Origin of the sequence: Pseudomonas koreensis (genome assembly GCF_025447595.1) — a bacterium.
GTDB classification, from domain to species: Bacteria; Pseudomonadota; Gammaproteobacteria; order Pseudomonadales; family Pseudomonadaceae; genus Aquipseudomonas; species Aquipseudomonas koreensis_H.
The window spans coordinates 538,208-563,825 of sequence record NZ_JAOEJU010000001.1; the positions used below are offsets into that span (position 1 = coordinate 538,208).

A 25,618-nucleotide genomic window follows, 5' to 3' on the forward strand; every position below is an offset into this window, starting at 1 on the left:
AGGCCTCAGGCTTTGTCAGTCAGGTTTTTGCCGATCATCCGCACCAGAATGATCGCGGCGATGTTGGCGATGACCACGGCGATCAGGCCGCCGGCCGAGGCCATGCCGACGTCGAACTGCACCAGCGCCTGGTTGTAGATCAGGTAGGCAAGGTTGGTCGACGCATAGCCGGGGCCACCGTTGGTGGTGGTGAAGATTTCGGCGAACACCGACAGCAGGAAGATGGTTTCGATCATCACCACCACGGCAATCGGGCGTGCCAGGTGCGGCAGGGTCAGGTGCCAGAAGATCGCGACAGGGCCGGCGCCGTCGAGGCGGGCGGCTTCTTTCTGTTCCTGGTCGAGGGACTGCATGGCGGTCATCAGGATCAAGATCGCGAAGGGCAGCCATTGCCACGAGACAATGATGATGATCGACAGCAGCGGGTAGTGAGCGAGCCAGTCCACCGGTTGCGCGCCGAACAGTTTCCAGATGTAGGCTAGGATCCCGGACACCGGGTGGAAAATCAGGTTCTTCCAGATCAGCGCACCGACCGTGGGCATGATGAAGAACGGCGAAATCAGCATCACTCGCACGATGCCGCGACCGAAGAACTCGCTGGCCTCCAGCAGCGCACTGATCAATACGCCGAACACCACGCTGATCAGCAGCACGCTGCCTACCAGCAGCAACGTGTTGGTGGCGCCGGGCATGAAGCCGGAGTCGGTCAGGAAGTAGGTGAAGTTTTCCAGCCCGACGAATTCGTTGGTGCCCGGGTCGAGCAGGTTGTAGCGGATCATCGAGAAATAGACGGTCATGCCCAGCGGCACGATCATCCACAGCAGCAACAGGGCTACCGAAGGGCTGACCAGAAACCAGCCGGGATTGGCCACGCGGCTTTTGCGCCGGGGCTGCGACAGGTCGATGTGGGCTTTGGCAGTTGAAGTATTCATGGTGATCACAACCGAGTCATACAGACCTATGGAGATCCCCTGTGGGAGCGAGCTTTGCGAGTTACTTCGGGTAACCCGCGCGCTTCATCTCGCGTTCGGTGGTTTGCTGGGCAGCGGTCAACGCCTGGTCGACCGTGGTCTGGCCGATCAGCGCCGCCGAGAACAGCTTGCCGACCTGGGTGCCCACGCCCTGGAATTCAGGAATGGTCACCAGCTGGATGCCGATATACGGCACAGGTTTGAGGGACGGTTTGCTCGGATCAGCCGCTTTCAGCGATTCCAGCGTGACCTTGGCAAACGGCGCGGCGCTCATGTACGCGTCGCTGTAGGTCGAGGCGCGGGTGCCCGGCGGTACGTTGGCGATGCCGTCGGTCTTGGCGACCAGTTCGCCGTACTCCTTGGAGGTGGCCCATGCGCTGAACTCTTTGGCAGCATCCTTGGCCTTGGAGCTGGTCGGGATCGCCAGCGCCCACGAGTACAGCCACGCCGAGCCTTTGTCGGTGACCTGATGCGGCGCGTAAGTGAAGCCGACGTGATCAGCGACCTTGCTCTGGGTCTTGTCGGTGACAAACGAACCGGCGACGCTGGCATCGACCCACATTGCGCATTTGCCGCTGTTGAACAGAGCGAGGTTTTCGTTGAAACCGTTGCTGGAGGCGCCCGGTGGGCCGGATTTCTTCATGGTTTCGACGTAGAAATTCAGCGCGTTTTTCCACTCCGGACCGTTGAATTCCGGTTTCCACTGCTCATCGAACCAGCGCGCGCCGTAGGCGTTGGCCACGGTGGTAATCAGCGCGATATTTTCACCCCAGCCGGCCTTTCCGCGCAGGCAGATGCCGTACTGCTCCTTGTCCTTGTGGGTGAGCTTTTCGGCGAAGCCGGCGATCTGTTCCCAGGTCGGACGCTCCGGCATAGTCAGGCCGGCTTCCTTGAACAGATCGGTGCGGTAATAGGTGATCGAGCTTTCGGCGTAGAACGGCAGGGCGTACAGCGAACCCTTGACCGACAGGCCTTCGCGCACCGACGGGAACACATCGTCGAGGGCGTAATTGGCCGGCAGATCCTTCATCGGCTCGAGCCAGCCTTTTGCACCCCAGAGAGCGGCTTCGTACATGCCGATGGTCAACACGTCGAACTGCCCGCCCTGAGTGGCGATGTCGGTGGTCAGGCGCTGGCGCAGGACGTTTTCTTCGAGCACCACCCAGTTCAACTTGATATCCGGATGCTCGGTCTCGAAAGTCTTCGAGAGCTTTTGCATGCGGATCATGTCGCTGTTGTTGACGGTGGCGATGGTCAGGGTCTGGGCGCCAAGGCTGACGCTGCTGAGGGTCATGCAGGTGAGGGCCAGCAGAGCTTTTGCAGTGGGTTGCATCGTGCACTCCTTTTCTGCACCCGGTGGGGACAGAAGGACAGTTATTGTTTTTGTGTTCTTCCGGCGGGGGAAGAATGTGCGCTGATTACAGCCTTCTAACGCAGGGCTGACAAATCATCCCTAGCACTTGAATCGATACTTTTTTGCACTCTGGAATCGCGAGGTAAACGGAGGGAAGGGCATTTCAGAAGGGCGGCAGGCATGAAACCGTACAGGTTTTGCCCGGTCAGCCGTGGTTTTGTTCGGTCAGGCGCTGCACGACCAGTCGCCGATAATGCGAAGGCGTCATGCCTTTGAGTTGCTGAAAGCGCCGATTGAAATTGGAAATATTGTTGAAGCCCGACTCAAAACACACATCGGTCACCGGCTTGTCGCCATCCGCCAACAGCTCGCAGGATTTGCTGATGCGCAGGCGATTGACGAACTCGATGAAGTTGCGCCCGGTGGCCTGCTTGAACACGCGGCTGAAATAAGTAGGCTTCATGCCCAGGTATTCGGCGACTTCCTCTAGCGGCAACTCGCGCGCGTAGTGGGCGAAGATGTAATCCACCGCGCGGTTGGTTCGGTCAATATTGTGCTCATCGGCCAGTTGCGGGGTGGTTGCGCCTGAAAGCAATTGGTAGTCGTCGCAGGCCGCCAACAGCTCCATCAGGATGAAAAAATGCCCGAGACGGGTGATGCCGCTTGAATCGGCGATGCGTTGCATCAGGGTCATGGCCTGACGAATCGTTTGCGGCGAACGGAATTCAATACCGTACTGCGCACGTTCCAGCAAGGGCGCCAAAGTCTTGAGCTCGGCGAACACCTGATGACCGCTTTCGAACAACTCATCGGTGAAATTGACCAGCATGTCGCGCTTTTCGACGACTTCGTCTTCCGCCACCTGGCTGATCCAGTTGTGCGGCAGATTAGGGCCGGTGAGAAACAGGGTTTGCGGGTAGAAGTTGCCGATGTAGTCGCCGATGAACACCTTGCCCGAACTGGCCACGATCAGGTGCAGTTCGTATTCCTTGTGAAAATGCCAGCGGACCAGCGGGCAGGGGAAACCATGCTGACGGTAGATGATGGATAACCCGTTGTGGTCATCCATCAGCTCGTAAGAGGGGTCGGTCACGCGGGCTGTTCGGGTCATGACGGGGCACTTTTATTGTAATCGCCCGGTGATCATGCCTTTTTCTCAACCGGTAGCGCCAGTTTCCATAGCGCGTTGGCGCGCCTTCATCAAATTGGCAATTCGGCAGAACTCCACCAGGTTCGATTCCTCAATGAAGTCGACATTGATGATGTTGCACTTCAATGCCCAGTCACTTTTATCCAGGTCGAACCATTCGTTCAACTCTGCATGGATATCAACAGGGCCGCCCAGTGCGGTATAGCTGGTGGCGGACAAGGACCACGGGCGCCAGGTGTCTGGCGGGTTTTGCAGGACACTGCCGATGAACTCCCTTAACTCGCCGGGCGAGGTGATTCCATTGCCAGTCCACTTATGGCTGATATACCCATGGAAAATGTTGTAATCAAGTTTCTGGTGTGATGCGGCGGCGGCAAACACTCGCTGTTGCGTGCTGGCATGTTTCAGTTCGCGCAGGTTCATGGGGGCGTTGTTGCGTGGGATCAGACGATGACCCAGAAAGTTGCTGATCATTTTGTTGAAATAATCATAGTCGAAGTCGTTGCCGTCCAGACTGTGAAAGTCGAGAACAATAAACTCTTCTGGATTTTTCTGCAGGAATAACTCTACGTCGTTGACCAGTTGCGCCAATGTCCGAGAGTTTCGATGCCCGTTATGGTGAGCGACGAATCGTTTGGGGCCTTCGGCACTGGCTTCATGGGCCAGGCGAATATCAAGGGCTCTGGAACCCCGATGCAGTTGGGCGTAGAAGGTATCGTGCTGGCATGCCAGCCAATGCCTTGGAGGGCCAAAAAAAGGGTAGTCAGCGCGCCAGTCACTGCCCGCGTTGTGTGTGCCGGGCAACGTTAGTTCATTAATGGTCAACGTATCAATGGCGGGCGTTGTCCCCATCCAATTATGAGTGCTCATGTATGCATCCTGCATGATTATAAAAATTAGTCATCACCGTTAGTTGTTCGGGATGACACTTGCAGGATGGTTATAGCGCTCGCTTTTCTATTTTGCCAAGCGGAGAGTTTATATAAATTGTTGATGATTGTTTTTATAACCCTCCAGGATTGTTACTTGTTCTGATTTTTTGCCTCGATCCACTGCGCCATATATTGGGTGCTCTTGTGTGAGTGGTGGCGCAACATGCTGCCAATAAAATTGTTTTTTCTAAGTTGTGCCTGATGTTTGCGGCAATATTCTATTTTCTCAATCAGGGCCGGCCCATGAAGTGCGTGTTGATAGCGCTCGCGCAAGAGTCTGTTTCCCTGAGCTTGAGCTGTTTGCCAAAGAGCTTCGTCCTTATAGAGTTGAACCGCTGCATCGGCGAACGCTTGTGCCGTCTGAGTGACAGCTCCCGGCCAGGGATGATCTGCGTGCATACCCTCGGCACCGATCGGCGTTGTAACGCTGGGCGTGCCACAGATCATGGCATCGACCAGCTTGCCCTTGATCCCGGCACCGAAACGCAGCGGTGCCAGGCAGACCCGGGCGTCAGACATGACCTGCAACGCGTCTGGCGCCCAGTTCATGATGTGAAAACCTTGTGCGGCATTGTGCAAGGCCGCTGCCTTGGGTGGCGTGTAGGCGCCATAAATATGCAACTGGGCTTTGGGGAGCTGTTCGCGGACGAGAGGCCAGAGGGTCGTTTTCATCCACAAAACGGCATCCCAGTTTGGTGCATGGCGGAAATTGCCGATGCTGAGGAAGTTCGCGCGCTCTTCGAATGTTTTCGGCGGGATGCGGGCCGGTTCGACCATCAACGGGCACCAGTGCAGCAGTTCGGGCGGCAACTTGAATTGCTGCACCAGCAACTCGATTTCCACCGGCGAGATCATCAGGTTCAGATCGCAGCGGTAAAGTGCGGCGATCTCGCGCCTGGCCAGGTCGGTGTCAGCCATCAGCTCGAACTCTTCGGCCAGCGCCGGAGCAAACAGCTGATCGAAGTCGTTGGCGTCATCGCTGAGTTTGAGGCGATCCTTTAAACGCTGATGCCGGGCATGCCGCAGGCTTTGCAGGTCGGAAGTCTCCAGAACGCGCAACGCGTCGGGACAGTGTTTCTCCACGCGCCAGCCAAACTGTTCTTCGATCATGAACTGGTCGAACAGTACGATATCCGGCTTCAGTTCACTGATGAACGAGTCGAAACTGCTGTTGTTCAGCTCGATCGGCACGGTGCTGATACCCAACGCGCCAAGATCGGCTGGGTGTTCACCGACGCCGGCAGGGCTGGCAAAGGTGATTTGCCAGCCGTGTCGCAGGAATGTGTCGAGAATCTGCATGACATGCCCGCTGGCAGCGGATGAGCGAGGCTCGGGCCAGACGTAACCAATGACGAGGACTTTGGTTGCGGGCTGACTCATGAAAAACGATTCCTGGAACGAGGGGAGACGAAAAAAAAGCGCGCGAATTAGAACATATCGCACACGGTTTGATCCGTTTTTCTCAGCGCCGTGCCTGAGTCAGACTGATTCGCAACAAGCCTACTGACCCAGAACCGCTTTGACCTTGTCGCGCAATTGATCGATGGAAAACGGTTTGCCGATTACATGCATATCTGCGGGAACTTCAATGGTCTCGGCATAACCGCTGGCAAACAGAATCGGCAAAGCGGACCGCAAGTTACGCGCCTCGGTAGCTAACTGGCGGCCATCCATGATCGGCAGGCCGACGTCGGTCATCATCAGGTCGATGTGCTGATTCACATCCTTGAGGATTTCGAGCGCCTGCTCACTGCCGTCCGCTTCCAGAACCTTGAACTCCAGTTCCTCCAGCACATCGACGATCAGCATGCGCACGATGGCGTCGTCTTCGACTACAAGGATGGTGGACTCTGTGCTGGACATGATGGCGGCTCTCAAGGGTGAATTTTTATGGCGCCGGTCGATCGAAATTGCCGGGCTCTTGCATGAGTAAGTGGCGCATAGCCACAAGTTCCCGAATGGATACAAAAAAGCATAGGCGCATACGGGCGGGCAAGGATAACCGTTGGCTTGAGATCCTTCGCAGGCAAATGTGGGAAAACAGTGCTAAAGCTGTGAGAAAAATGGATCCATGCCGCCGTTTTGGGGCAAACTCCCTGGTTTTCAACAGTTCGACAAGGCTGCCACATGTCCTCTCCGTCTTCGGTTGATGAGCAACGGTTTCGCAAACTTCTGAGTCGCAATATCAGCCTGCCTCTGGGTGTGGGCGCGATCAGTGCCGTGTTCTTCGCCTCGCTGATCAGCTATCTGCTATCGGTGATCCAGTGGGTTGAGCACACCGACCGGGTGATCAATAACGCCAATGAGGCGGTGAAACTCACAGTCGATCTGGAAACCGGCATGCGCGGGTTTCTGCTCAGTGGCGACGAGCACTTTCTGGATCCATATGAAACCGCCAAGCCGCGGATTGCCGTAGCACTCAACACCTTGCTTGAACTGACTGCCGATAACCCGGTGCAGACCGACCGCTTGCGCCGTCTTCAAGCCTTGCAGACCGAATGGGCGACCTACGCGCAGTCGATGATCGACCTGCAACGTGCCAGCGGCGATTACAAGGCAGCAGTGAAGGCCGGGCGTGGCAAACGCCTGACCGACGAAATCCGCAAGCAGTTCGAGGACGTGATCGAGACTGAGCAACTGTTGCGCACTACCCGCAATGAAGATGTCCGGCGCACGACGATCTGGAGCATCAGCCTGTATCTGCTGTTCATCGCCGGTATCAGTGGTTTGCTGGCCTATATTGGCCGGCGTGATCTGGTCAATCTGTCCCAGAGTTACGGCGCAACGCTGGCGGCGCAAGAGGCCAGCGCCCAGCGACTGGAACAGCAAGCGTGGCTACGCACCGGGCAGACCCAACTGGCGGAGCAGGTGCTGGGGCAACTGACGCTGAATCTGCTGGGGCGCAATATTCTGCAATTTTGCGCCCGTTACCTCGGTAGCGCAGTCGCCGCGCTGTATGTCCGCGAAGAACACGGTGGCTTGAAACGTGTGGCGAGCTACGGTTTCTCCCGCGATCAGGAAGAACTGCAACAATCGATTTACAGCGATGAGGGCATTGTCGGGCAGGTCGCCCAGCAGGCGCATCTCATTCGTCTCGACTCGGTGCCGTCCGACTACTTCAAGGTCAGCTCCGGGCTCGGCGAAGGCTTGCCACGCAGCGTGCTCGTGGTGCCAACCAGCGATGACGACCGGGTCAACGGTGTGATCGAGCTCGGTTTCCTGCGGCCGCTCACTGACCGTGATGTCGCGTTGCTGGAACTGATCGCCGGCAACATCGGCACCTCCATTGAAGCGGCGCGTTATCGTCAGCGCTTGCAGGAAGTGCTGGCCGAGACCCAGCAACTCAACGAAGAATTGCAGGTGCAGCAGGAAGAGCTGAAAACCGCCAACGAAGAACTGGAAGAACAGTCGCGGATCCTCAAGGAATCCCAGGCGCATCTGGAAACCCAGCAGGTCGAACTGGAGCAGACCAACGAGCAACTGGCCGAGCAGGCCCAGACCCTGGCCGAGCAGCGCGATGCCATGGATCAGAAGAACACCGAGCTCAATCAGGCCCAGGTACAGCTCGAAGAGCGCGCCGAAGAGTTGCAGCGTTCGAGCAAATACAAATCCGAGTTCCTCGCCAACATGTCCCACGAACTGCGCACCCCGCTGAACAGTTCGCTGATCCTGGCCAAGCTGCTGGCGGAAAACCCGCAGGAAAACCTTAGCGCCGAGCAGGTCAAGTTTGCCGAGTCGATCTACTCCGCCGGCAACGATCTGCTCAACCTGATCAACGACATTCTCGACATTTCCAAGGTGGAAGCCGGCAAACTCGAAGTGGTGCCGGAGAACACCAGCGTCGCGCGGTTGGCCGACGGCCTGCGCAGCGTGTTCGAACCGCTGGCGGCGGACAAGAAGCTGACCTTCAACGTCGAGTTGCAGCCCGATGCACCGATCACCCTGTTCACCGACCGCCAACGTCTGGAGCAAGTGATCAAGAACCTGCTGTCCAACGCCGTGAAATTCACCGAGCACGGCACGGTCAGCCTGACCATCGCCGGCCAGCCGGACGACCGCATTGCCTTCATTGTGCGCGACTCGGGGATCGGCATCGCGGCGGATCAGCAGGAAAGCATTTTCGAAGCCTTCCGCCAGGCCGACGGCACCACCAACCGCAAATACGGTGGTACCGGTCTGGGCCTGTCGATTTCCCGGGATCTGGCGACGTTGCTGGGTGGTTCGATCAGCGTCAGCAGCGCGCCAGGGCAGGGCAGTGCCTTCACCCTGGTGTTGCCGCAGCAATACCGCGAACCGGGTGACGCGCCGGTAGCGCCGTTGACCTTCAGCCCGCCGGCGTCCGCGCCGGTCATTGCACCTGTCGCAGCGGTTTCGCCTCTGGCGCCTGCCGACATCCCGCGCTTCAACGATGACCGCAACAAGGCGCCGTTCAATACCCGCTGCATTCTGGTGGTGGAAGACGAGCCTAATTTCGCCCATATCCTCTATGACCTGGCCCATGAGCTGGGTTACCAGTGCCTGGTCGCCCATGGCGCCGACGAAGGATACGACCTGGCAAAAGAGTTCGTGCCGGACGCGATCCTGCTGGACATGCGCCTGCCGGATCACTCGGGGCTGACCGTTCTGCAACGCCTGAAAGAGCACGCCGAAACCCGGCACATTCCGGTGCACGTGATTTCCGTGGAAGACCGCGTCGAAGCCGCGATGCACATGGGCGCCATTGGCTATGCGGTCAAACCGACCACGCGCGAAGAGCTCAAGGACGTGTTCGCCCGCCTCGAAGCCAAGCTGACCCAGAAGGTCAAACGCGTGTTGCTGGTCGAGGACGACGATCTGCAACGGGAAAGCATTGCCCGCCTGATCGGCGACGATGACATCGAAATCACCGCCGTCGGTCTGGCGCAAGACGCGCTGGAGCTGCTGCGCACGACGATTTTCGATTGCATGGTCATCGACCTGAAGCTGCCGGACATGCTCGGCAACGATCTGCTCAAGCGCATGTCCACCGAGGACATCTGCTCGTTCCCGCCGGTCATCGTCTACACCGGACGCAACCTGACCCGCGACGAAGAGGCGGATCTTCGCAAGTATTCGCGGTCGATCATCATCAAGGGCGCACGCTCGCCGGAGCGTCTGCTGGACGAGGTCACACTCTTTCTGCACAAAGTCGAATCGCAGTTGTCCCATGAACGGCAGAAGATGCTCAAGACCGCGCGCAGCCGCGACAAGGTCTTCGAGGGTCGCAAAGTGCTGCTGGTGGACGACGATGTGCGCAACATCTTCGCCCTGACCAGCGCGCTGGAAACCAAGGGTGCAGTCGTGGTGATCGGCCGTAACGGTCGTGAAGCGATTGAAAAACTGAATGAAGTCGAGGACATCGACCTGGTGCTGATGGACGTGATGATGCCGGAAATGGATGGCTTCGAAGCCACCATGGAAATCCGCAAGGATCCGCGCTGGCGCAAGCTGCCGATCATCGCGGTGACGGCCAAGGCCATGAAGGACGATCAGGAGCGCTGCCTGCAGGCGGGCGCCAATGATTACCTGGCCAAGCCCATCGACCTGGATCGCCTGTTCTCGCTGATTCGTGTGTGGTTGCCGAAGATGGAACGCATTTAGTGGAAAGCCGTTATTCCGTAGAACGAAACAGCGAAATCGAATTGCGCTTGCTGATCGAGGCGATTTACCTCAAGTACAGCTATGACTTTCGCGATTACTCCGGCGCTTCGATCAAGCGCCGGGTGCAGCACGCGTTGAGTCAGTTCGAGTGTGCGACCATCTCGGCCTTGCAGGAGAAAGTCCTGCACGATCCGACCGCGTTCATGCAATTGCTGCAACTGCTGACGATCCCGGTCAGCGAGATGTTCCGCGATCCATCGCATTTCCTGGCAATCCGCCAAGAGGTGGTACCACTGCTCAAAACGTATCCTTCGATCAAGATCTGGATCGCGGGATGCAGCACCGGCGAAGAGGTCTACTCGATGGCGATCCTGCTGCGTGAAGAGGGTCTGCTCGACCGCACGATCATCTACGCCACCGACATCAACCCGCGCTCGCTGGACAAGGCCAAGCAGGGGATCTTTTCGATGGAGAATGTGCGTGCCTACACCGCGAACTATCAGCAGGCTGGCGGCCAGCGTTCGTTCGCCGATTACTACACTGCAGCATACGGCTACGCGATTTTCGACAAGAGCCTGTGTGAAAACGTGACCTTCGCCGATCACAGCCTGGCGACCGATAGTGTATTCTCCGAAACTCAATTGATTTCATGTCGTAACGTGTTGATTTACTTCAACAAAAAACTTCAGGATCGAGCGTTTGGGTTGTTCCATGAATCGTTGTGTCATCGTGGATTCCTGGTCCTGGGCAGTAAGGAAACGCTGGATTTTTCCAGCTACGCCGACCAGTTCGAGCCCTTGGTGAAACAAGAACGGATTTATCGCAAATCATGAACAACGCAGCGGATTTGCCTCGGATCGAGGCGATTGTGGTCGGGGCTTCCGCCGGTGGCGTCGAGGCGCTGCTGGCGATGCTCGGTTCGCTGCCCGCCGGATTCAGGCTGCCGATCATCGTCGTGCTGCACTTGCCGGAGGAGCGGCGCAGCCAGCTCGCCGATGTGTTCGCCCGTCGCCTGGTGTTGCCCGTTGCTGAAGCTGTCGACAAACAGGACATCAGCCCGGGCACGGTGTATTTCGCGACGCCGGGGTATCACTTGTCGGTGGAACAGGATCGCAGTCTGTCTCTGAGTCTTGAGGACCGCATTCATCACTCGCGTCCCTCGATCGATTACCTGTTCGAATCCGCCGCCGATGTTTATGGCCCGGCGTTGGCTGGCGTTCTGCTGACCGGCGCCAACCACGATGGTGCGAGGGGGCTGGCGCAGGTCAAACGTCACGGCGGACTGACCATCGTTCAGGACCCCGAGGACGCTCAGGTGGCAACCATGCCTCGGGCCGCCCTGAAGACTCATCAACCGGATTACATACTTCCCATCCACGGCATCAGCCGTCTGCTGGTCGAGCTGGAACGAATCGCATGCTGAGTAATATTCAAGCCAAACTGCTGATCGTCGACGATCTGCCGGAGAACCTGTTGGCTCTCGAAGCGCTGATCAAGCGCGAAGACCGAACTGTCTACAAGGCGCTATCGGCTGACGAAGCGTTGTCGCTGTTACTGCAGCACGAGTTCGCCATGGCCATTCTCGACGTGCAGATGCCCGGCATGAACGGCTTCGAGCTCGCCGAGTTGATGCGCGGCACCGAGAAAACCAAGAACATCCCGATCATCTTCGTCAGCGCTGCCGGCCGTGAACTGAATTATGCGTTCAAGGGCTATGAAAGCGGTGCGGTGGATTTCCTGCACAAACCGCTGGATATCCATGCGGTGAAGAGCAAGGTCAATGTCTTCGTCGACCTCTACCGCCAGAGCAAGGCAATGAAACAGCAGGTCGAAGCCCTGGAGCAGAGCCGTCGCGAACAGGAAGCGCTGTTGCAGCAACTGCAAAGCACCCAGGGAGAACTGGAGCAGGCGGTGCGCATGCGTGACGATTTCATGTCGATCGTCGCCCACGAAGTGCGTACGCCGCTCAACGGCCTTATCCTCGAGACCCAACTGCGCAAGATGCATCTGGCCCGGGACAACGCCGCCGCGTTCACCCTCGACAAGATGCACGCCATGGTGGATCGCGACGAGCGCCAGATCAAAAGCCTGATCCGCCTGATCGAGGACATGCTCGACGTATCTCGGATCCGCACCGGCAAACTGTCGATCCGGCCGAGTCGCTTCGATCTTGCGCAACTGGTCGGCACTCTGCTGGAGAACTTCGCGCAGCAGATCGAAGCGGCCGAGACAGAAGTGACCTTTACGGCAACCGAGCCGGTGGAAGGGCAGTGGGACGAATTCCGCATCGAGCAAGTCGTGTCGAACCTGCTGACCAACGCGTTGCGTTATGGCGGCAAAAGTCCGATCCAGGTAAGGGTCTATCGCGAAGGCGATGAAGCACGGGTCGAAGTTCAGGACCAGGGCATCGGCATCAGCGAGGAGAACCAGAAACGCATTTTTCAGCAGTTCGAACGGGTCTCCGCCAAGACGGTAGTGGCCGGCCTCGGACTGGGTCTGTTCATTTCCGAGCAGATCGTCGCCGCCCATGGCGGTTCCATCGTCGTCGAAAGCAGGATCAACGAGGGCGCCCTGTTTCGCGTTTGTCTGCCGCTCCAGGAAAACGGCAAAACAAACGCAACCTCTGAGTGACCACACGGTCGTATCAGCAGCTATTGACCGAACAAAGGCTTCCCATGAGCGTAGATGCACAAGATGTAGTACTCGTCGTCGAGGACGAACCGGTGATCCTGATGGTCCTGACCGATTATTTGTCAGGCCAGGGCTATCGCGTATTGCAGGCCGAAAACGGCGAGCAGGCGTTCGAGATTCTGGCGAGCAAGCCGCATCTGGATATGTTGATTACTGATTTTCGCTTGCCTGGCGGGATCTCCGGCGTGCAGATCGCCGAACCTGCCGTCAAATTGCGCCCTGATCTGAAAGTGATCTTCATCAGCGGCTACCCACAGGAAATACGCGAAACCGGCAGCCCGATCACGCGCCGGGCGCCAATCCTGGAAAAACCGTTCGATCTGGATGTGTTGCAGGAAAAGATTCAGGAACTGCTGGCCTGAGGCGTCAACCGCCTCAGTTCTTGATCATCTCCCGCACCTTGGCCGTCAACAGGTCGAAGGTGAACGGCTTGGTGATCATCTGCATGCCGGGATCGAGAAAGCCGCCACGAACGGCGGCGTGTTCGGCATAACCTGTGATGAACAGGACCTTCAAGTCAGGCCGGTATTGCCGGCCGATCTCCGCCAGTTGCCGTCCGTTCATGCCTGGCAGGCCGACGTCGCTGATCAACAGATCAATGCGCTGAGCCGAGTCAAGAATGGGCACGGCGCCGTCAGCATCGGCGGCTTCGACAAACCCGTAACCCAATTCACTCAATACTGCACTGACCAGCACGCGCACGGCCGGGTCGTCTTCGACGATCAGTACGGTTTCGCCTTCCACGGCGTCCGGCGCCTGTTCCGCGTCAGTGGGTGCGTGAGGCAGTGATTCGCCCTGGAATCGCGGTAGATAGAGTTTGACCGTGGTGCCCTGATCGATCTTGCTGTCGATCGACACATGACCACCGGATTGCTTGCTGAAACCGTAGATCATGGACAGGCCCAGCCCGGTGCCCTGACCAATCGGTTTGGTAGTGAAAAACGGGTCGAACGCGCGATTGATCACGCTTTCCGGCATGCCGCAGCCATTGTCTGTCACGCTCAATACGACGTAATCACCGGGTTCAAGATTGCTATAGGTCGCGGTGTAGTCTCGATCCAGCACTTGATTGCCCGTCTCGACCAACAGATTGCCGCCGTCTGGCATCGCGTCGCGTGCGTTGATCACCAGGTTGAGCAGGGCGCTTTCCAGTTGATTGGGGTCAGCCTCAGCGACCCACAATTGTTCGTGCAGGCGCATGTCCAGCCGAATGCTTTCGTTGAGGCTGCGTTGCAGCAGTTCGCCCATCGACTGCACCAGATCGTTCATCTGTACAGCTTTGGAGTCCAGCGACTGACGACGGGAAAACGCCAGCAGACGATGGGTCAAGCCGGCGGCGCGGTTGGCGGAAGTCACTCCGAGATCGATCAGGCTGTCGAGGTCATCGGTGCGGCCTCGGGCCAGTCGCCGGCGCAGCAATTCCAGGCTACCGATAATGCCGGTCAGCATGTTGTTGAAGTCGTGGGCGATGCCGCCGGTGAGCTGGCCAACCGCTTCCATCTTCTGCGACTGGCGCAGGGCTTCCTCGTTGTGCCGAAGCTGAGCAGTGCGCTCTTCGACTTGTTGCTCGAGGGTTTCCAGGGTCGATTGCAGGCGCCGTTCGCTTTCACTCAGGTCGATCAGGCGGTCGCGGGCCTCGTACTGTCGTCGTCGCCCGCGCAGGGCGGTGGAGATCAGGCTGACCAGCGTCGCGGGGTGAAAAGGGCGCTCGAGAAACGTCACGTTGCCCAACAGTTTGCTGAGCCGCGACGAAGGGCCTTGTTCGGATCCGCCGTGATGGGTGAGCAAAACGATTGGCAAGTCAGACCACGCCGGTTGTTGCTCCAGATACAGCAGCAGGCGTTCGAGTTCCGGACCATTAAGGGCCTCGGCAGCGATCAGCAACAAACCGGCGCCGGGCTCAAGTTCGCTGCACAGGGTGGCCAGATCGGGCGTGATCAGGCCACCGTAACCGGCCTCGTTGAGGATCATCAACGCAACCTGACTGTCGCGCCCAAGCGGCGCCAGGATCAGCGCGCGTTCCGACAGGGGTACGGTGACGGTCACAAGTTGTCATCCTTGAGCAGCGGATTGCTCGCGCCGAGGTAGGTAGGGACGCCGCGCAGCACGCCCTGGAAGGCTTCCAGCGGTTCACCGATGGTCATGCCTTGCGTGGAAATGCGGTATTCGCGAATGGTTGATTCGTGGCTGCCGGTACGCTTCTTGATGATCGAAATCGCCCGCCGAACCTTGCCGACCGCTTCAAAGTAGCGCAGCAGAATCACCGTGTCGGCAAGATAAGTGATGTCGACCGGGGCCTGCATGTCGCCGACCAGCCCGTGCTGGGCGACGGTCATGAACGTGGCGGCGCCCTTGCGGTTCAGGTACAGCAACAGTTCGTGCATGTGCAGTACCAGCGCGTTTTCTTCCGGCATCGCCGCCTGATAACCGTTGATGCTGTCGATCACCACGGTCTTGATGTCACCTTCATCAACACAGCGTCGCACCCGGTGGGAGAACTCGCCGGGCGACAGTTCAGCGGCGTCCACCTGTTCGATCAGCAGATTGCCCGTGGCCTGCAGGGCCTTGAGATCGATACCGATGTTTTTCATGCGTTCGAACAGCAGCCCCAGTTCTTCGTCGAAAATGAACAGGGCGGCTTTTTCACCACGGGCCACGGCTGCTGCGGCGAAAATCATGGTGATCAAGGATTTGCCTGTCCCCGCCGGGCCCAGAATCAGGGTGCTGGAGCCGGTCTCGATGCCGCCACCGAGCAAGGCGTCCATTTCCTTGATGCCGCTGGACAGTTGCAGGCGTGGGTAATCGCCCCGGTGCTCCGCCGCCACCAGACGCGGGAAGACGTGTACGCCATCGCCCATGATGGTGAAGTCGTGGAAGCCGCCCCGGTATTTCTGCCCTCGGTACTTGATCACTCGCACCCGCCGGCGCTCAGCGCCATAGTTGGGGGTCAGTTCTTCGAGACGAATCACGCCGTGAGCGACACTGTGAACGGTCTTGTCGAGGGATTCGGTGGTCAGGTCATCCAGCAGCAATACGGTAGCGTCGTAGCGCACAAAGTAATGCTTGATCGCCAGAATCTGTCGACGGTAGCGCAGGGAGCTTTGCGCCAGCAGGCGGATCTCCGACAGGCTGTCGAGCACGACCCGGGTGGGTTTGAAGCGCTCGACCACTTCGAAAATCTGCTTGGTTGCTTCACCCAGCTCGAGGTCCGAGGAGTACAACAGGCTCTGCTGATGCTCGGCGTTGAGCAGGCTTTCCGGCGGAGTCAGCTCGAAAATCTCGATGTTTTCGTTCAGTTCCCAACCGTGGGATGCCGCACCCTGGCGCAATTCACGCTCGGTTTCGGACAGGGTGATGTACAACGAACGTTCGCCGGCGCGGGCGCCGGCCAGCAAAAAATGCAACGCGACTGTGGTTTTACCGGTTCCGGGCTCGCCCTCCAGCAAAAAAACGTGACTGCGGGACAAGCCACCGGCCAGGATATCGTCCAGTCCTTCGATGCCGGTGGCGGCTTTTGCACTGTTCAACGCGTTCGATGTAGACAAAAAATGCCCTCTCATGACTAGGGGAAACGAGGCAGCGGGCGCCGGACGCCGTTTGGCACTGCCTGATGACTTGACCCTTTGCCGAGACGGCGGTTCCGATTTTCTTGCGGGATGTGTCGAGAAGGCCGCTAGAGACCTTGCTGAAGGGAGGGATCGTCGGGATTCATCTGTTCGAGCTGGGCCAGCAGGATCTGTACGTTCTGCAGCTGACCGCTTTCTTTCCAGTAATTGATCAGCAGCACCCGCGCCTTGCGATCAGCCGGGTGTCGCTGGACGATTTCCTGCAACTGCTTCTGCGCCGCTTCGAGTTCTTCGGCGCTGTGCAGGGTGGTGGCAAGGTCGTAGCGGTAGTCCTTATTGTCAGGCTCGAGCTCAACGGCTTTGGACAACCCGAGCAAGGCGTACTCGCGTTGATCGTGGTGCAGCAGCCAGAGGCCCAGGGCATGTTGCAGATAAGCCGAATCGGGCTGGGCTTTCAATTGTCGGGCGAGCAATTGCCGGGCGGCGTCGCTCTGCCCCTGGCGATCGAGTACTTCGATCTGCATCACCAGCGCCGGCAGGTTGCCGGGGTCCAGGCGTAGGGTCTGATCCAGCGCTTCTTGCGCTTGCCTGAGTTCGGCGTTGTGCAGATACAGGCGCGCCAGTTGCACGTAATTGGCGGCGCTTTCCGGCTGGCTCTTGAGCGCTTGCTCCCACACGTCGATGCCTTGCTGCAACGGGGCGAAATACAGACCCAGTTGATCCGGAGACAAGCCGAGCAGGGCGTTGATCGCGGCAAAGCGTACGTTCTGATCCTCATCGTCAAGCAACGGGCCCAGCAGCAGACTGCGCTGACCGCCCGGCACCAGGCCGGTCACGCTTTTGATCGCCGCCAGCCGGACGTCCGGCGATTCGTTTTGCAGGTCGGCGTCCGCCAGCTTCAGGGCTTGCGGGCTCGGGTAGTTGGGCAGTTCGGCATGCAGCCAGACGCGCCGTTTGACCGACAGGTCCGGACGCCCCAGTTGTTGATACAAAACCCTTGCAGCACCCGGCTGGCCGGCACGAGCGGCGGCCAGTGCTTCGCTGTAACCGTGTTTGATCGCTTCCGGTACGACGGGCGCGGTGTTGCGCAAGGACAGCCATGCCACGAAGAGGACCAGCACAAGGCCGAGGCTGATGAGCAAATAGCGGCGAGACTGAGGCATGCGAATTTCCGAAACTTTCGTTTTGTAGCGGAGGTCGCAAGCTTCTGTCAGCTCGCGCCGTGAGTCAAACCCTCTGCCCGATATGGCCTACTACAGGCGTTGAATCGACCTACAGCTTGTGTCGACCCTGTTTACCGTCATGCCCTCCATGCAGTGTCTACGCTTGCAGAAGTTGTTTCGACGAGGCTTTCCATGCAATCCCTGCTTATTTATTTCAAGGCGGTGATCCACCCCAGCCAGGCAGTGCTGCTGTTTGGCTTGCGCACTATTGCCGCCGGATTGCTGACGTTGTACCTGGCGTTCCTGTTCGATCTCGATCAGCCGAAATGGTCGATCATGGCCGTGGTGATCATCAGCCAGCCACTGGCCGGGATGGCGTTGGCCCGCAGTTTCGGGCAAATCATCGGGACGACCCTTGGCGCGGTAGTGGCGGTGCTGCTGATGGCGATTTTTCCCCAGGCGCCGTTGCCATTCATCACGACCCTGGCGCTGTGGCTGGCGTTGTGCACGGCCGGCGGCACGTTGTTGCGCTACACCAGTTCCCAGGCGTTCGTGCTCAGTGGGTATACCGCCGTGGTGGTGGCGCTGCTGGCGATTCCGGATCAGGACGGCACCTTTCTGCTGGCCGTGACCCGGGTCACCGAAACCTTGCTGGCGGTGGCGTGCGTGTGCGTGGTCAGCCTGTTGACGGCGCGCCCGGAGGCTGTTTCCCGTAATTATTTCGCTAAGGTCGATCAAGTCATCAGACTGGCCGCCACCCACTCCGCCGCCGTGCTTCGAACCGAAGAAAGCGAAGCCGACTTTCAGCGCCGGCAGATGCAGCTGCTGGGGGAGATCAGCGCGCTTGAAGGCCTGCGCCGGCACCTGTACTTCGATGCTCCGCGTCTGCGTAGTGCCAACAATCTGGTGCTGTTGCTGGGCAATCAACTGATGTTGCTGACCTCGCGTCTGACCGCATTACGCCACCAGCGAGAGTTGCTCACCGCGCGCTGGGAAGGCGATCTACCGCTCGACATCCAGCAATTGCGCGCCGAAGAGCTGGCGCTGCTCGACCAACTCGCCCGGCAAGGACGTTCGTTACCGAGCGAGCAGCGACAACGGTTCGTTACGCTGCAACAGCAGTTCGAAGCGCTCGCCTACAAGGCCGAACAACTTACGGAAGACATGAGCGCGACCCTGCGTTCGCTGGCATGGGCGCTGCGCTGGGAGCAGGCTCGCCTGTTGCAGCAACTCGAACAGATCCTCGAACTGAGCGACGCAATACAGGAGGGCCGCGAGGCCAGCTGCATGTTTCGCGGCCAGTCGAGTCCCCTGCATCTGGATTTCACCCTCGCGACGATGAACGCCATCCGCGCCTTCAGCGCACTGTTGGTGGCCGGGCTGATCTGGATCGAAACCGCCTGGGACGGCGCGCGGGGCGGGATGATTCTGGTGGGGATCCTGTGTTCGTTGATGGCGACGTTTCCGCGTCCCTTGATCGCCGCGCAGAGCTATGCCCGTGGACTGGGACTGGCGTTAGTGGTTTCGGCTTTCTATCAGTTCATGCTGGTGCCGGCGATCAGTGACTTCGAATTGCTCGCCTTGTTGCTGGCGCCTTTGCTGTATGTGATCGCAGTCGGACTGTCCAGCCCGGCCACCGCCGGTATCGGCATGGGTCTGGGGCTGTCGAGTTTCCTGATGCTCGGTCCGCAGAATGTCGGCACCGGGCAGAACACAGCCATTCAATGGTTTGAATTTGCCGGAGCCTACGTCAGTGCAGCAATGCTGGCCCTGATCGTTTACGCCTTTATCTTTCCGTTCCGCCCGGCGTTGCGAATCAGGCGTTTTTATAACGAGGCGCGGGAGCAGGTCTATGAACTGATCAAGAGCCCGGCTACCGACGAACAGCAGTTCGCCTTCGAAAGCCGCATGGTCGATCGCCTGACCTCAATGCTGGGCGTATTGCCGGCCGCCAATGAGCGGGACATGCAGCGCCTGTATGAAATCAGTCTTGCCTGTGTGGCGTTGGGCGTGGCCATGCACCAGCTGAGGCAACAGGCACAGAACAACACATTGCTGACGGACGCTTTCGGTCGACAACTGTCAACGGCACTGCGTCAGACCGGCCGTTTCGTCGCCGGCCGTCCGGACGTGCGCCTGACACCATTGCTGACTACGCTGCATGCGCTCGGCGATGAGCTGGATGCCTTGCATGTCGCTACCCATGAACACTTGTGGTCGGTGTTTCGCATGCGTGTGGCATTGCTGATCGTGGTGTCGTTTCTGGAGCGACATGGCGAGCATCTGCAGCCCGACAGTTCTGAAGGAGAGCAAGTCCTTGCCCATTGATTTCGAAATCGGCGGCGTTTACCTGCCTCCCATCGCCCAGGCCTTGTTGCTGGCCATACCGGTTTTTCTGCTGCTCGACTGGGTTTTGCGCCGGCTTGGCGTCCTGCGTTTCGTCTGGCACGAGGCTCTGTTCGAAGGCGCCCTGTACGCCTGCGTATGCGCCACACTGATTCTGCTGATGGGAGCCTGAAACCTTGAAGACGTTGCTCACTCGATTGACGACATTGGCGGTGGTGCTGCTGGCAATCGTGCTCGGCTGGTTCGCGTGGGAGCATTACACCCGTGCACCATGGACACGGGATGCACGGGTGAGGGCGGATGTAGTGACGCTTTCGGCGGATGTCTCGGGGCGTATCGTCAGTCTGGCGGTTCAAGACAATCAGCATGTCGACAAGGGCCAGTTGCTGATGGAAATCGATCCGGCTCGCTACAGCCTCGCGGTGGAACACGCGAAGCGTTCGGTGGAAGTGTCCAGGGCCACGCTCGGGCAGTCGCAAGCCGCGATTGTGGCGAGCGAGGCATTGCTCAAACAGCGCGAAAGCGAGGAGCGCCGCAGGCGTACGCTCAAGCAGGGTTTCGCGATTTCCGGCGAGGAATGGGAGAAGTCCAGCACCGACGTGGCGGTGGCTCAGGCCGACCTGCTACGCAATCAGGCCAATCTCGGTCTGGCCGAAGCCAACGTGCAATTGGCTATTGCTGCGCTGACACAGGCCGAGCTGGACTTGCAGCGCACCCGTGTCGAGTCCCCGGTCAGCGGTTATGTCACCAACCTGTTGACCCGTCAGGGAGATTACGCGGTGGCTGGCGGTGCTTTGTTGGCACTGGTCGACAGCGACTCGTTCTATGTCAGTGGTTATTTCGAGGAAACCAAACTGCCACGGATCGAGGAGGGTGATCGGGTGCGGATCGAATTGATGAGCGGGGAAAAATTCGGAGGCACCGTGCAAAGCATCGCTTTCGCCATTGCTGACCGGGAAAACGCCCCGGGCAGCCGATTGCTGGCCAACATCAACCCCAGCTACACCTGGGTAAAGCTGGCGCAGCGGGTACCGGTGCGGATTGGTATCGACCCCGATTACGCCGGCAAAAACCGGTTGAGGGCAGGCACCACGGCGACGGTCACAGTGCTGGAAAACCATGAAAGACAGGTACAAAAAAGCCCCGCGACCGAATGATACGCGGGGCAAAAAATTTGGTTGGTTGCGGCCAACCAAAGGAGCTCTTTAAAAACTGTTACTTGCTGGCCACCGTCTCCGGCTGCCAGCCGCCGCCAAGGGCCTTGTAGATCGCGACGATGCCGCGATACAGATCCACTTCGGCCTGGGCCTGGCTGTCTTCGGCGTTCAAACGTTCACGCTGGGCGTCGAGCAACACCAGGAAATCGGTGGTGCCTTCGCGGTAGCGAATCTCGGCGAGGTCGGCAGCCTTGCGGCTCGATTCGCTTTGACGGATCAGCGAGATCAAACGTTGCTGACGTTTGCCATAATCACTGAAGGCGTTTTCCGACTCTTCCAGCGCCAGCAATACTTGCTGCTCGTAGGTTGCCAGCGCGCCTTCGGCATCGGCGTCGGCGCCGCGCAGACGGGCCCGCACGCTGCCAAGGTCGAACGCCGCCCAGGTGATGCTCGGGCCCAGCGCCCAGGCATTGGCCGCCGAAGAACCGATCTGCGAACCACGCCCGGCCGTCCAGCCGAGGAAGCCACTGAGGCTGACCCGAGGGAACAGATCGGCCTTGGCCACGCCGATACGTGCCGTGGCCGAAGCCAGCTTGCGTTCGGCACTGAGGATGTCCGGACGACGTTGCAGCAGTTCGCCCGGATCACCGATCGGCAAAGCCTTGGCAATCGCCGGCAGATCTTTCGGGCTCAGGTCGACGGTCAGTTTGTCCGGACGTTCACCCAGCAGGGTGGCGATGCGGTTTTTCTGCCGGGCCTGTTCTGCCTGCAACTGCGGCACGCTGGCTTCTACCGACGCCAGACGGGCATCGGCCCGTTCAACATCGAGTTGATCGCCAACGCCGGCGTCACGCAGGCTGATGGTGATCTTGCGCGACTCCTGCTGGTTGTTCAGGTTGGCCAGGGCGATCTTTTCCCGCAGCTGGGCGCCACGCAGTTGACCGTAAGCGTCCACGAGTTCGGCAATCATGGTGACTTGCAGTTGGTACAGATCGGCTTCGGCTGCTTGCTGGTCGGCGTCGCTGGCTTCCAGATTGCGCTGGATGCGTCCGAACAGGTCCAGCTCCCAGGCCATGTCCAGACCCAGGTCGTAGCGTTCGCTATTGACTCGTTGGGTGGTCTGGCCCGGGATCTGCCCCTTGGCCAGATCGCTGCTGGCGCGACTGGTGATGGTTGGCATCGCATCGTTGCTGACATCGTCGCGGATCGCCCGGGCGGCTTTCCAGCGGGCGAATGCCACGCGCAGTTCACGGTTGCCTTGCAGCGATTGGGTCACCAACTGGTTGAGGGTCGGATCGTCGAACTGCTGCCACCAGATGCCTTCGAATTTCGAACGGTCGAAGTTCTTCTGGCCGGCGGCGCCGTCGGTGGCGGACGTAATGTTCGCCGCCTCCGTCGTCGGGGTCTTGTAGTCAGGGCCGACGGCGCAGGCACTCAGGGCCAGCACCAGCAGGCTCGGCAGGAAGACTTTCAGACTCATTGGTGCGCCTCCAGTGGCTTTTGAAGATTTTGCGCCTTGGCCGCTTTGCGCGCTTCGCTGCGCTCCACGAAGTTGCGGATCAGCACATAGAACACGGGGGTCAGCAGCAGACCGAAGAAGGTCACACCGAGCATCCCGGAGAACACCGCCACACCCATGGCATGACGCATCTCGGCACCGGCACCGCTGGAGAACACCAGTGGCACCACACCCATGATGAACGCGAACGAGGTCATCAGGATCGGCCGCAGACGCAGTCGGCAGGCTTCCAGTACAGCGGCCAGCGGATCGAGGCCTTCTTGCTGTTTATCCTTGGCGAACTCGACGATCAGAATCGCGTTCTTACAGGCCAGGCCCACCAGTACGATCAAGCCGATCTGGGTGAAGATGTTGTTGTCACCGCCAGAGATGATCACACCGGTGATGGCCGACAGCAGGGTCATCGGTACGATCAGGATCACCGCCAGTGGCAGGCTCCAGCTTTCGTATTGAGCCGCGAGCACCAGGAACGCCAGCAGTACGCAGAGCGGGAACACGAACAGCGCAGTGTTGCCGGACAGAATCTGCTGGTAGGTCAGGTCGGTCCACTCGTAGGTCATGCCGTTCGGAAGTTCATCCTTGAGCAGTTTCTCGATGGCTTTTTCGGCCTGGCCGGAGCTGTAGCCGGGGGCTGCCGCACCGTTGATTTCAGCGGTGATGAAGCCGTTGTAGTGCATCACGCGATCCGGGCCCGAGGTGTCGCTGACCTTGATGAAGGTCGCCAGCGGGATCATTTCGCCTTTGTTGTTGCGTACTTTCAGCTGGCCGATCTGATCGGATTCGAGACGGAACTGCTGTTCAGCCTGAACGTTGACCTGATAGGTACGACCGAAGCGGTTGAAGTCGTTGGCATACAGCGAACCCAGGTAGATCTGCAGGGTGTCGAAGATGTCGCTGACGGCCACGCCGTGGGTCTTGGCTTTTTCCCGGTCGATGGCGGCATCGACCTGCGGCACGTTCACGGTGTAGCTGGTGAACAGGTTGGCCAGTTCCGGAACGTTATGGCTCTTGGCAATAATGTTCATGGTTTCCTTGTACAGCTCTTCGTAGCCCAGGTTGCCCCGGTCTTCGATTTGCAGGCGGAAACCACCGATGGTGCCCAGGCCTTGTACCGGCGGTGGCGGGAAGATCGCCATGTAGGCTTCCTGGATCCCGGCGTACTGGCCGTTCAAGGCTCCGGCAATCGCACCGGCGGACATGCTCGGATCTTTACGCTCGTCGAACGGTTTCAGGGTCACGAACACGATGCCGGCGTTCGGGCTGTTGGTGAAACCGTTGATCGACAGGCCCGGGAACGCTACGGCGCTTTCCACGCCTGGCTGTTTCAGTGCCAGGTCGGACATGCGCTTGATCACGTCTTCGGTACGGTCCAGGCTCGCGGCGTCCGGCAGTTGCGCGAAGGCCACCAGGTATTGCTTGTCCTGGCCGGGTACGAAACCGGTCGGGGTGCTGGAGAAACCGAAGAAGGTCAGCACCATCAGGCCTGCGTACAGGAAGATAGCGATGCCGCTGCCACGGATGACCCGGCGCACCGTGCCGACGTAGCCATGACTGGCACGGTCGAAGAAACGGTTGAACGGGCGGAACAGCCAGCCACCGAAGATCTTGTCCAGCACTCGCGAGAAGCGGTCTTTCGGCGCGTCATGACCTTTAAGCAACACAGCGGCCAATGCTGGCGACAGAGTCAGCGAGTTGAAGGCCGAGATCACGGTCGAGATCGCGATGGTCAGTGCGAACTGCTTGTAAAACTGACCGGTGAGGCCCGAGATGAATGCAGCCGGTACGAACACCGCACACAGCACCAGCGCCGTGGCAATGATCGGGCCGGTCACTTCACCCATGGCCTTTTTGGTCGCATCGAAGGGATTGAGTCCCAGTTCAATGTTCCGCTCGACGTTCTCCACCACCACGATGGCGTCGTCCACCACGATACCGATCGCCAGTACCAGACCGAACAGTGACAGGGCGTTGAGCGAGAAGCCGAACAGATGCATCACCGCAAACGTACCGATCAACGATACCGGCACCGCCACCAACGGAATGATCGAGGCGCGCCAGGTCTGCAGGAACAGGATCACCACCAGAACCACGAGAATCAGTGCTTCGAAGAGAGTGTGAACTACCGCCTCGATGGAGCCGCGCACGAAGATAGTCGGGTCATAGACGATGCTGTAGTCCATGCCTTGCGGGAAGCTTTTCTTCAGTTCTTCCATCTTGCCGCGAACTTCGTTCGAGATTTCGATGGCGTTGGAACCAGGGCGCTGGAAGATCGGGATCGCTACGGCTGGCTGGTTGTTCAGCAACGAACGCAGGGCGTACTGGCTGGAACCCAGTTCAACGCGGGCGATGTCCTTCAGACGAGTGATTTCACCGTTGTCGCCTGCGCGAATGATGATGTTCTCGAACTCTTCCTCGGAGACCAGGCGGCCCTGAGTGTTGACCGACAGCTGGAAGCTCTGGGCATTCGGGGCAGGGGGCGCGCCCAGTTGGCCGGCGGCCACCTGACGGTTCTGCTCACGAATCGCGGTCACCACATCGGTCGCGGTCAGATTGCGCGAAGCGGTCTTGTTCGGGTCGAGCCATACACGCAGCGAGTAGTCGCCCATACCGAACAGCTGCACGTCACCCACACCACCGAGGCGAGCGAGCTCGTCCTTGATGTTGAGGATTGCGTAGTTGGACAGGTACAGCATGTCGTAGCGTTTGTCCGGCGAGGTCAAGTGCACAACCATGGTCAGGTCGGGCGAAGCCTTGTCGACGGTGATACCGATGCGCGTCACTTCTTCCGGAAGCTTCGGCTCGGTCCGCGTTACGCGGTTCTGCACCTGCACCTGCGCGTTGTCCAGGTCGGTGCCCAGAGCGAAGGTGATGGTCAGGGTGATCTTGCCGTCAGCGGTGGATTGCGAGGACATGTACAGCATGTTCTCGACGCCGGTGATGGCTTGCTCCAGCGGAGCCGCCACGGTTTCACCGATGACTTTTGGGTTGGCGCCCGGGAAGTTGGCACGCACCACCACGGTCGGTGGCACGACTTCCGGGTATTCGCTGATCGGCAACTGGAACAGCGAAATCGCACCGGCGATCAGGATCAACAGCGACAGCACCGCTGCGAAGATCGGCCGTGAAATGAAGAATTGGGAAAAATTCATC

At 59.1% G+C, this 25,618-nt stretch carries 19 protein-coding genes; 8 read left to right on the forward strand and 11 right to left on the reverse strand.

Features of this window, described 5'->3' with window-relative positions:
- Window positions 1-5: 5 nt before the first annotated feature.
- The 6 genes from N8H71_RS02355 to N8H71_RS02380 form a co-directional block, all read right to left on the reverse strand.
- A complete protein-coding gene (locus tag N8H71_RS02355; RefSeq protein WP_262192625.1) occupies window positions 6-932 on the reverse strand; it encodes a carbohydrate ABC transporter permease in 927 nt (308 codons plus the stop codon).
- A gap of 61 nt (window positions 933-993) precedes the next feature.
- Entirely contained in the window at window positions 994-2,304 is a 1,311-nt protein-coding gene (locus tag N8H71_RS02360) for an ABC transporter substrate-binding protein (protein WP_262192627.1), read from the reverse strand.
- Between the two features lie 226 nt (window positions 2,305-2,530).
- Window positions 2,531-3,436, reverse strand: a complete 906-nt coding sequence (locus N8H71_RS02365) for an AraC family transcriptional regulator (protein WP_262192628.1) — start codon at window positions 3,434-3,436, stop codon at window positions 2,531-2,533.
- A 45-nt stretch (window positions 3,437-3,481) separates the two neighbouring features.
- Window positions 3,482-4,345: a phospholipase gene (locus N8H71_RS02370; protein WP_262192630.1), complete on the reverse strand. Its 864-nt coding sequence runs from the start codon at window positions 4,343-4,345 to the stop codon at window positions 3,482-3,484.
- 152 nt (window positions 4,346-4,497) lie between these two features.
- Window positions 4,498-5,787, reverse strand: a complete 1,290-nt coding sequence (locus N8H71_RS02375) for a glycosyltransferase family 4 protein (RefSeq protein WP_262192632.1) — start codon at window positions 5,785-5,787, stop codon at window positions 4,498-4,500.
- A gap of 120 nt (window positions 5,788-5,907) precedes the next feature.
- Entirely contained in the window at window positions 5,908-6,270 is a 363-nt protein-coding gene (locus tag N8H71_RS02380) for a response regulator (protein ID WP_262192633.1), read from the reverse strand.
- A 264-nt stretch (window positions 6,271-6,534) separates the two neighbouring features.
- Between N8H71_RS02380 and N8H71_RS02385 the strand changes: the two genes are divergently transcribed.
- From N8H71_RS02385 to N8H71_RS02405, 5 genes are read left to right on the forward strand one after another with little or no spacing between them, the layout of a single operon-like run.
- Complete coding sequence (locus N8H71_RS02385; protein WP_262192634.1) at window positions 6,535-10,026, forward strand: response regulator; 3,492 nt, start codon at window positions 6,535-6,537, stop codon at window positions 10,024-10,026.
- Complete coding sequence (locus N8H71_RS02390) at window positions 10,026-10,859, forward strand: CheR family methyltransferase (RefSeq protein ID WP_262192635.1); 834 nt, start codon at window positions 10,026-10,028, stop codon at window positions 10,857-10,859. Before N8H71_RS02385 ends, N8H71_RS02390 begins: the two co-directional genes overlap by 1 nt.
- Window positions 10,856-11,449, forward strand: a complete 594-nt coding sequence (locus tag N8H71_RS02395) for a chemotaxis protein CheB (RefSeq protein WP_262192636.1) — start codon at window positions 10,856-10,858, stop codon at window positions 11,447-11,449. Before N8H71_RS02390 ends, N8H71_RS02395 begins: the two co-directional genes overlap by 4 nt.
- Entirely contained in the window at window positions 11,443-12,657 is a 1,215-nt protein-coding gene (locus N8H71_RS02400; protein ID WP_262192637.1) for a hybrid sensor histidine kinase/response regulator, read from the forward strand. The genes N8H71_RS02395 and N8H71_RS02400 overlap by 7 nt, the downstream gene beginning before the upstream one ends.
- Window positions 12,658-12,701: 44 nt before the next feature.
- Window positions 12,702-13,079, forward strand: coding sequence for a response regulator (locus N8H71_RS02405; RefSeq protein ID WP_007954537.1), 378 nt, complete (start codon window positions 12,702-12,704; stop codon window positions 13,077-13,079).
- Window positions 13,080-13,092: 13 nt separating this feature from the next.
- Here the strand turns inward: N8H71_RS02405 and N8H71_RS02410 are convergent, their stop codons facing one another.
- From N8H71_RS02410 to N8H71_RS02420, 3 genes are all read right to left on the reverse strand, one after another.
- Window positions 13,093-14,763 carry an ATP-binding protein gene (locus N8H71_RS02410; RefSeq protein WP_262192639.1) on the reverse strand — a complete coding sequence of 557 codons (1,671 nt, stop codon included), beginning with the start codon at window positions 14,761-14,763 and terminating at the stop codon, window positions 13,093-13,095.
- Window positions 14,760-16,262 (reverse strand): ATPase domain-containing protein, encoded by a 1,503-nt coding sequence (locus tag N8H71_RS02415; protein ID WP_262192640.1) that lies wholly within the window; start codon window positions 16,260-16,262, stop codon window positions 14,760-14,762. Before N8H71_RS02415 ends, N8H71_RS02410 begins: the two co-directional genes overlap by 4 nt.
- 128 nt (window positions 16,263-16,390) lie before the next feature.
- On the reverse strand, window positions 16,391-17,446 hold the full coding sequence (locus N8H71_RS02420; protein WP_262192641.1) for a tetratricopeptide repeat protein: 1,056 nt from the start codon (window positions 17,444-17,446) through the stop codon (window positions 16,391-16,393).
- Window positions 17,447-17,638: 192 nt separating this feature from the next.
- Here N8H71_RS02420 and N8H71_RS02425 point away from each other — a divergent pair, with 192 nt between their 5' ends.
- Genes N8H71_RS02425 through N8H71_RS02435 form a run of 3 tightly spaced genes read left to right on the forward strand, consistent with a single transcriptional unit; the run spans window position 17,639 to window position 20,949 of the window.
- Window positions 17,639-19,774 carry an FUSC family protein gene (locus tag N8H71_RS02425; RefSeq protein WP_262192642.1) on the forward strand — a complete coding sequence of 712 codons (2,136 nt, stop codon included), beginning with the start codon at window positions 17,639-17,641 and terminating at the stop codon, window positions 19,772-19,774.
- Window positions 19,764-19,964, forward strand: a complete 201-nt coding sequence (locus N8H71_RS02430; RefSeq protein WP_262192643.1) for a DUF1656 domain-containing protein — start codon at window positions 19,764-19,766, stop codon at window positions 19,962-19,964. The genes N8H71_RS02425 and N8H71_RS02430 overlap by 11 nt, the downstream gene beginning before the upstream one ends.
- Window positions 19,965-19,968: 4 nt before the next feature.
- Entirely contained in the window at window positions 19,969-20,949 is a 981-nt protein-coding gene (locus tag N8H71_RS02435) for a biotin/lipoyl-binding protein (RefSeq protein ID WP_262192644.1), read from the forward strand.
- 58 nt (window positions 20,950-21,007) lie between these two features.
- Here N8H71_RS02435 and N8H71_RS02440 read toward each other — a convergent pair whose 3' ends face one another.
- A complete protein-coding gene (locus tag N8H71_RS02440; RefSeq protein WP_262192645.1) occupies window positions 21,008-22,429 on the reverse strand; it encodes an efflux transporter outer membrane subunit in 1,422 nt (473 codons plus the stop codon).
- Window positions 22,426-25,617 (reverse strand): efflux RND transporter permease subunit, encoded by a 3,192-nt coding sequence (locus tag N8H71_RS02445; RefSeq protein ID WP_262192647.1) that lies wholly within the window; start codon window positions 25,615-25,617, stop codon window positions 22,426-22,428. The genes N8H71_RS02440 and N8H71_RS02445 overlap by 4 nt, the downstream gene beginning before the upstream one ends.
- Between the last annotated feature and the right edge of the window lies 1 nt (window position 25,618).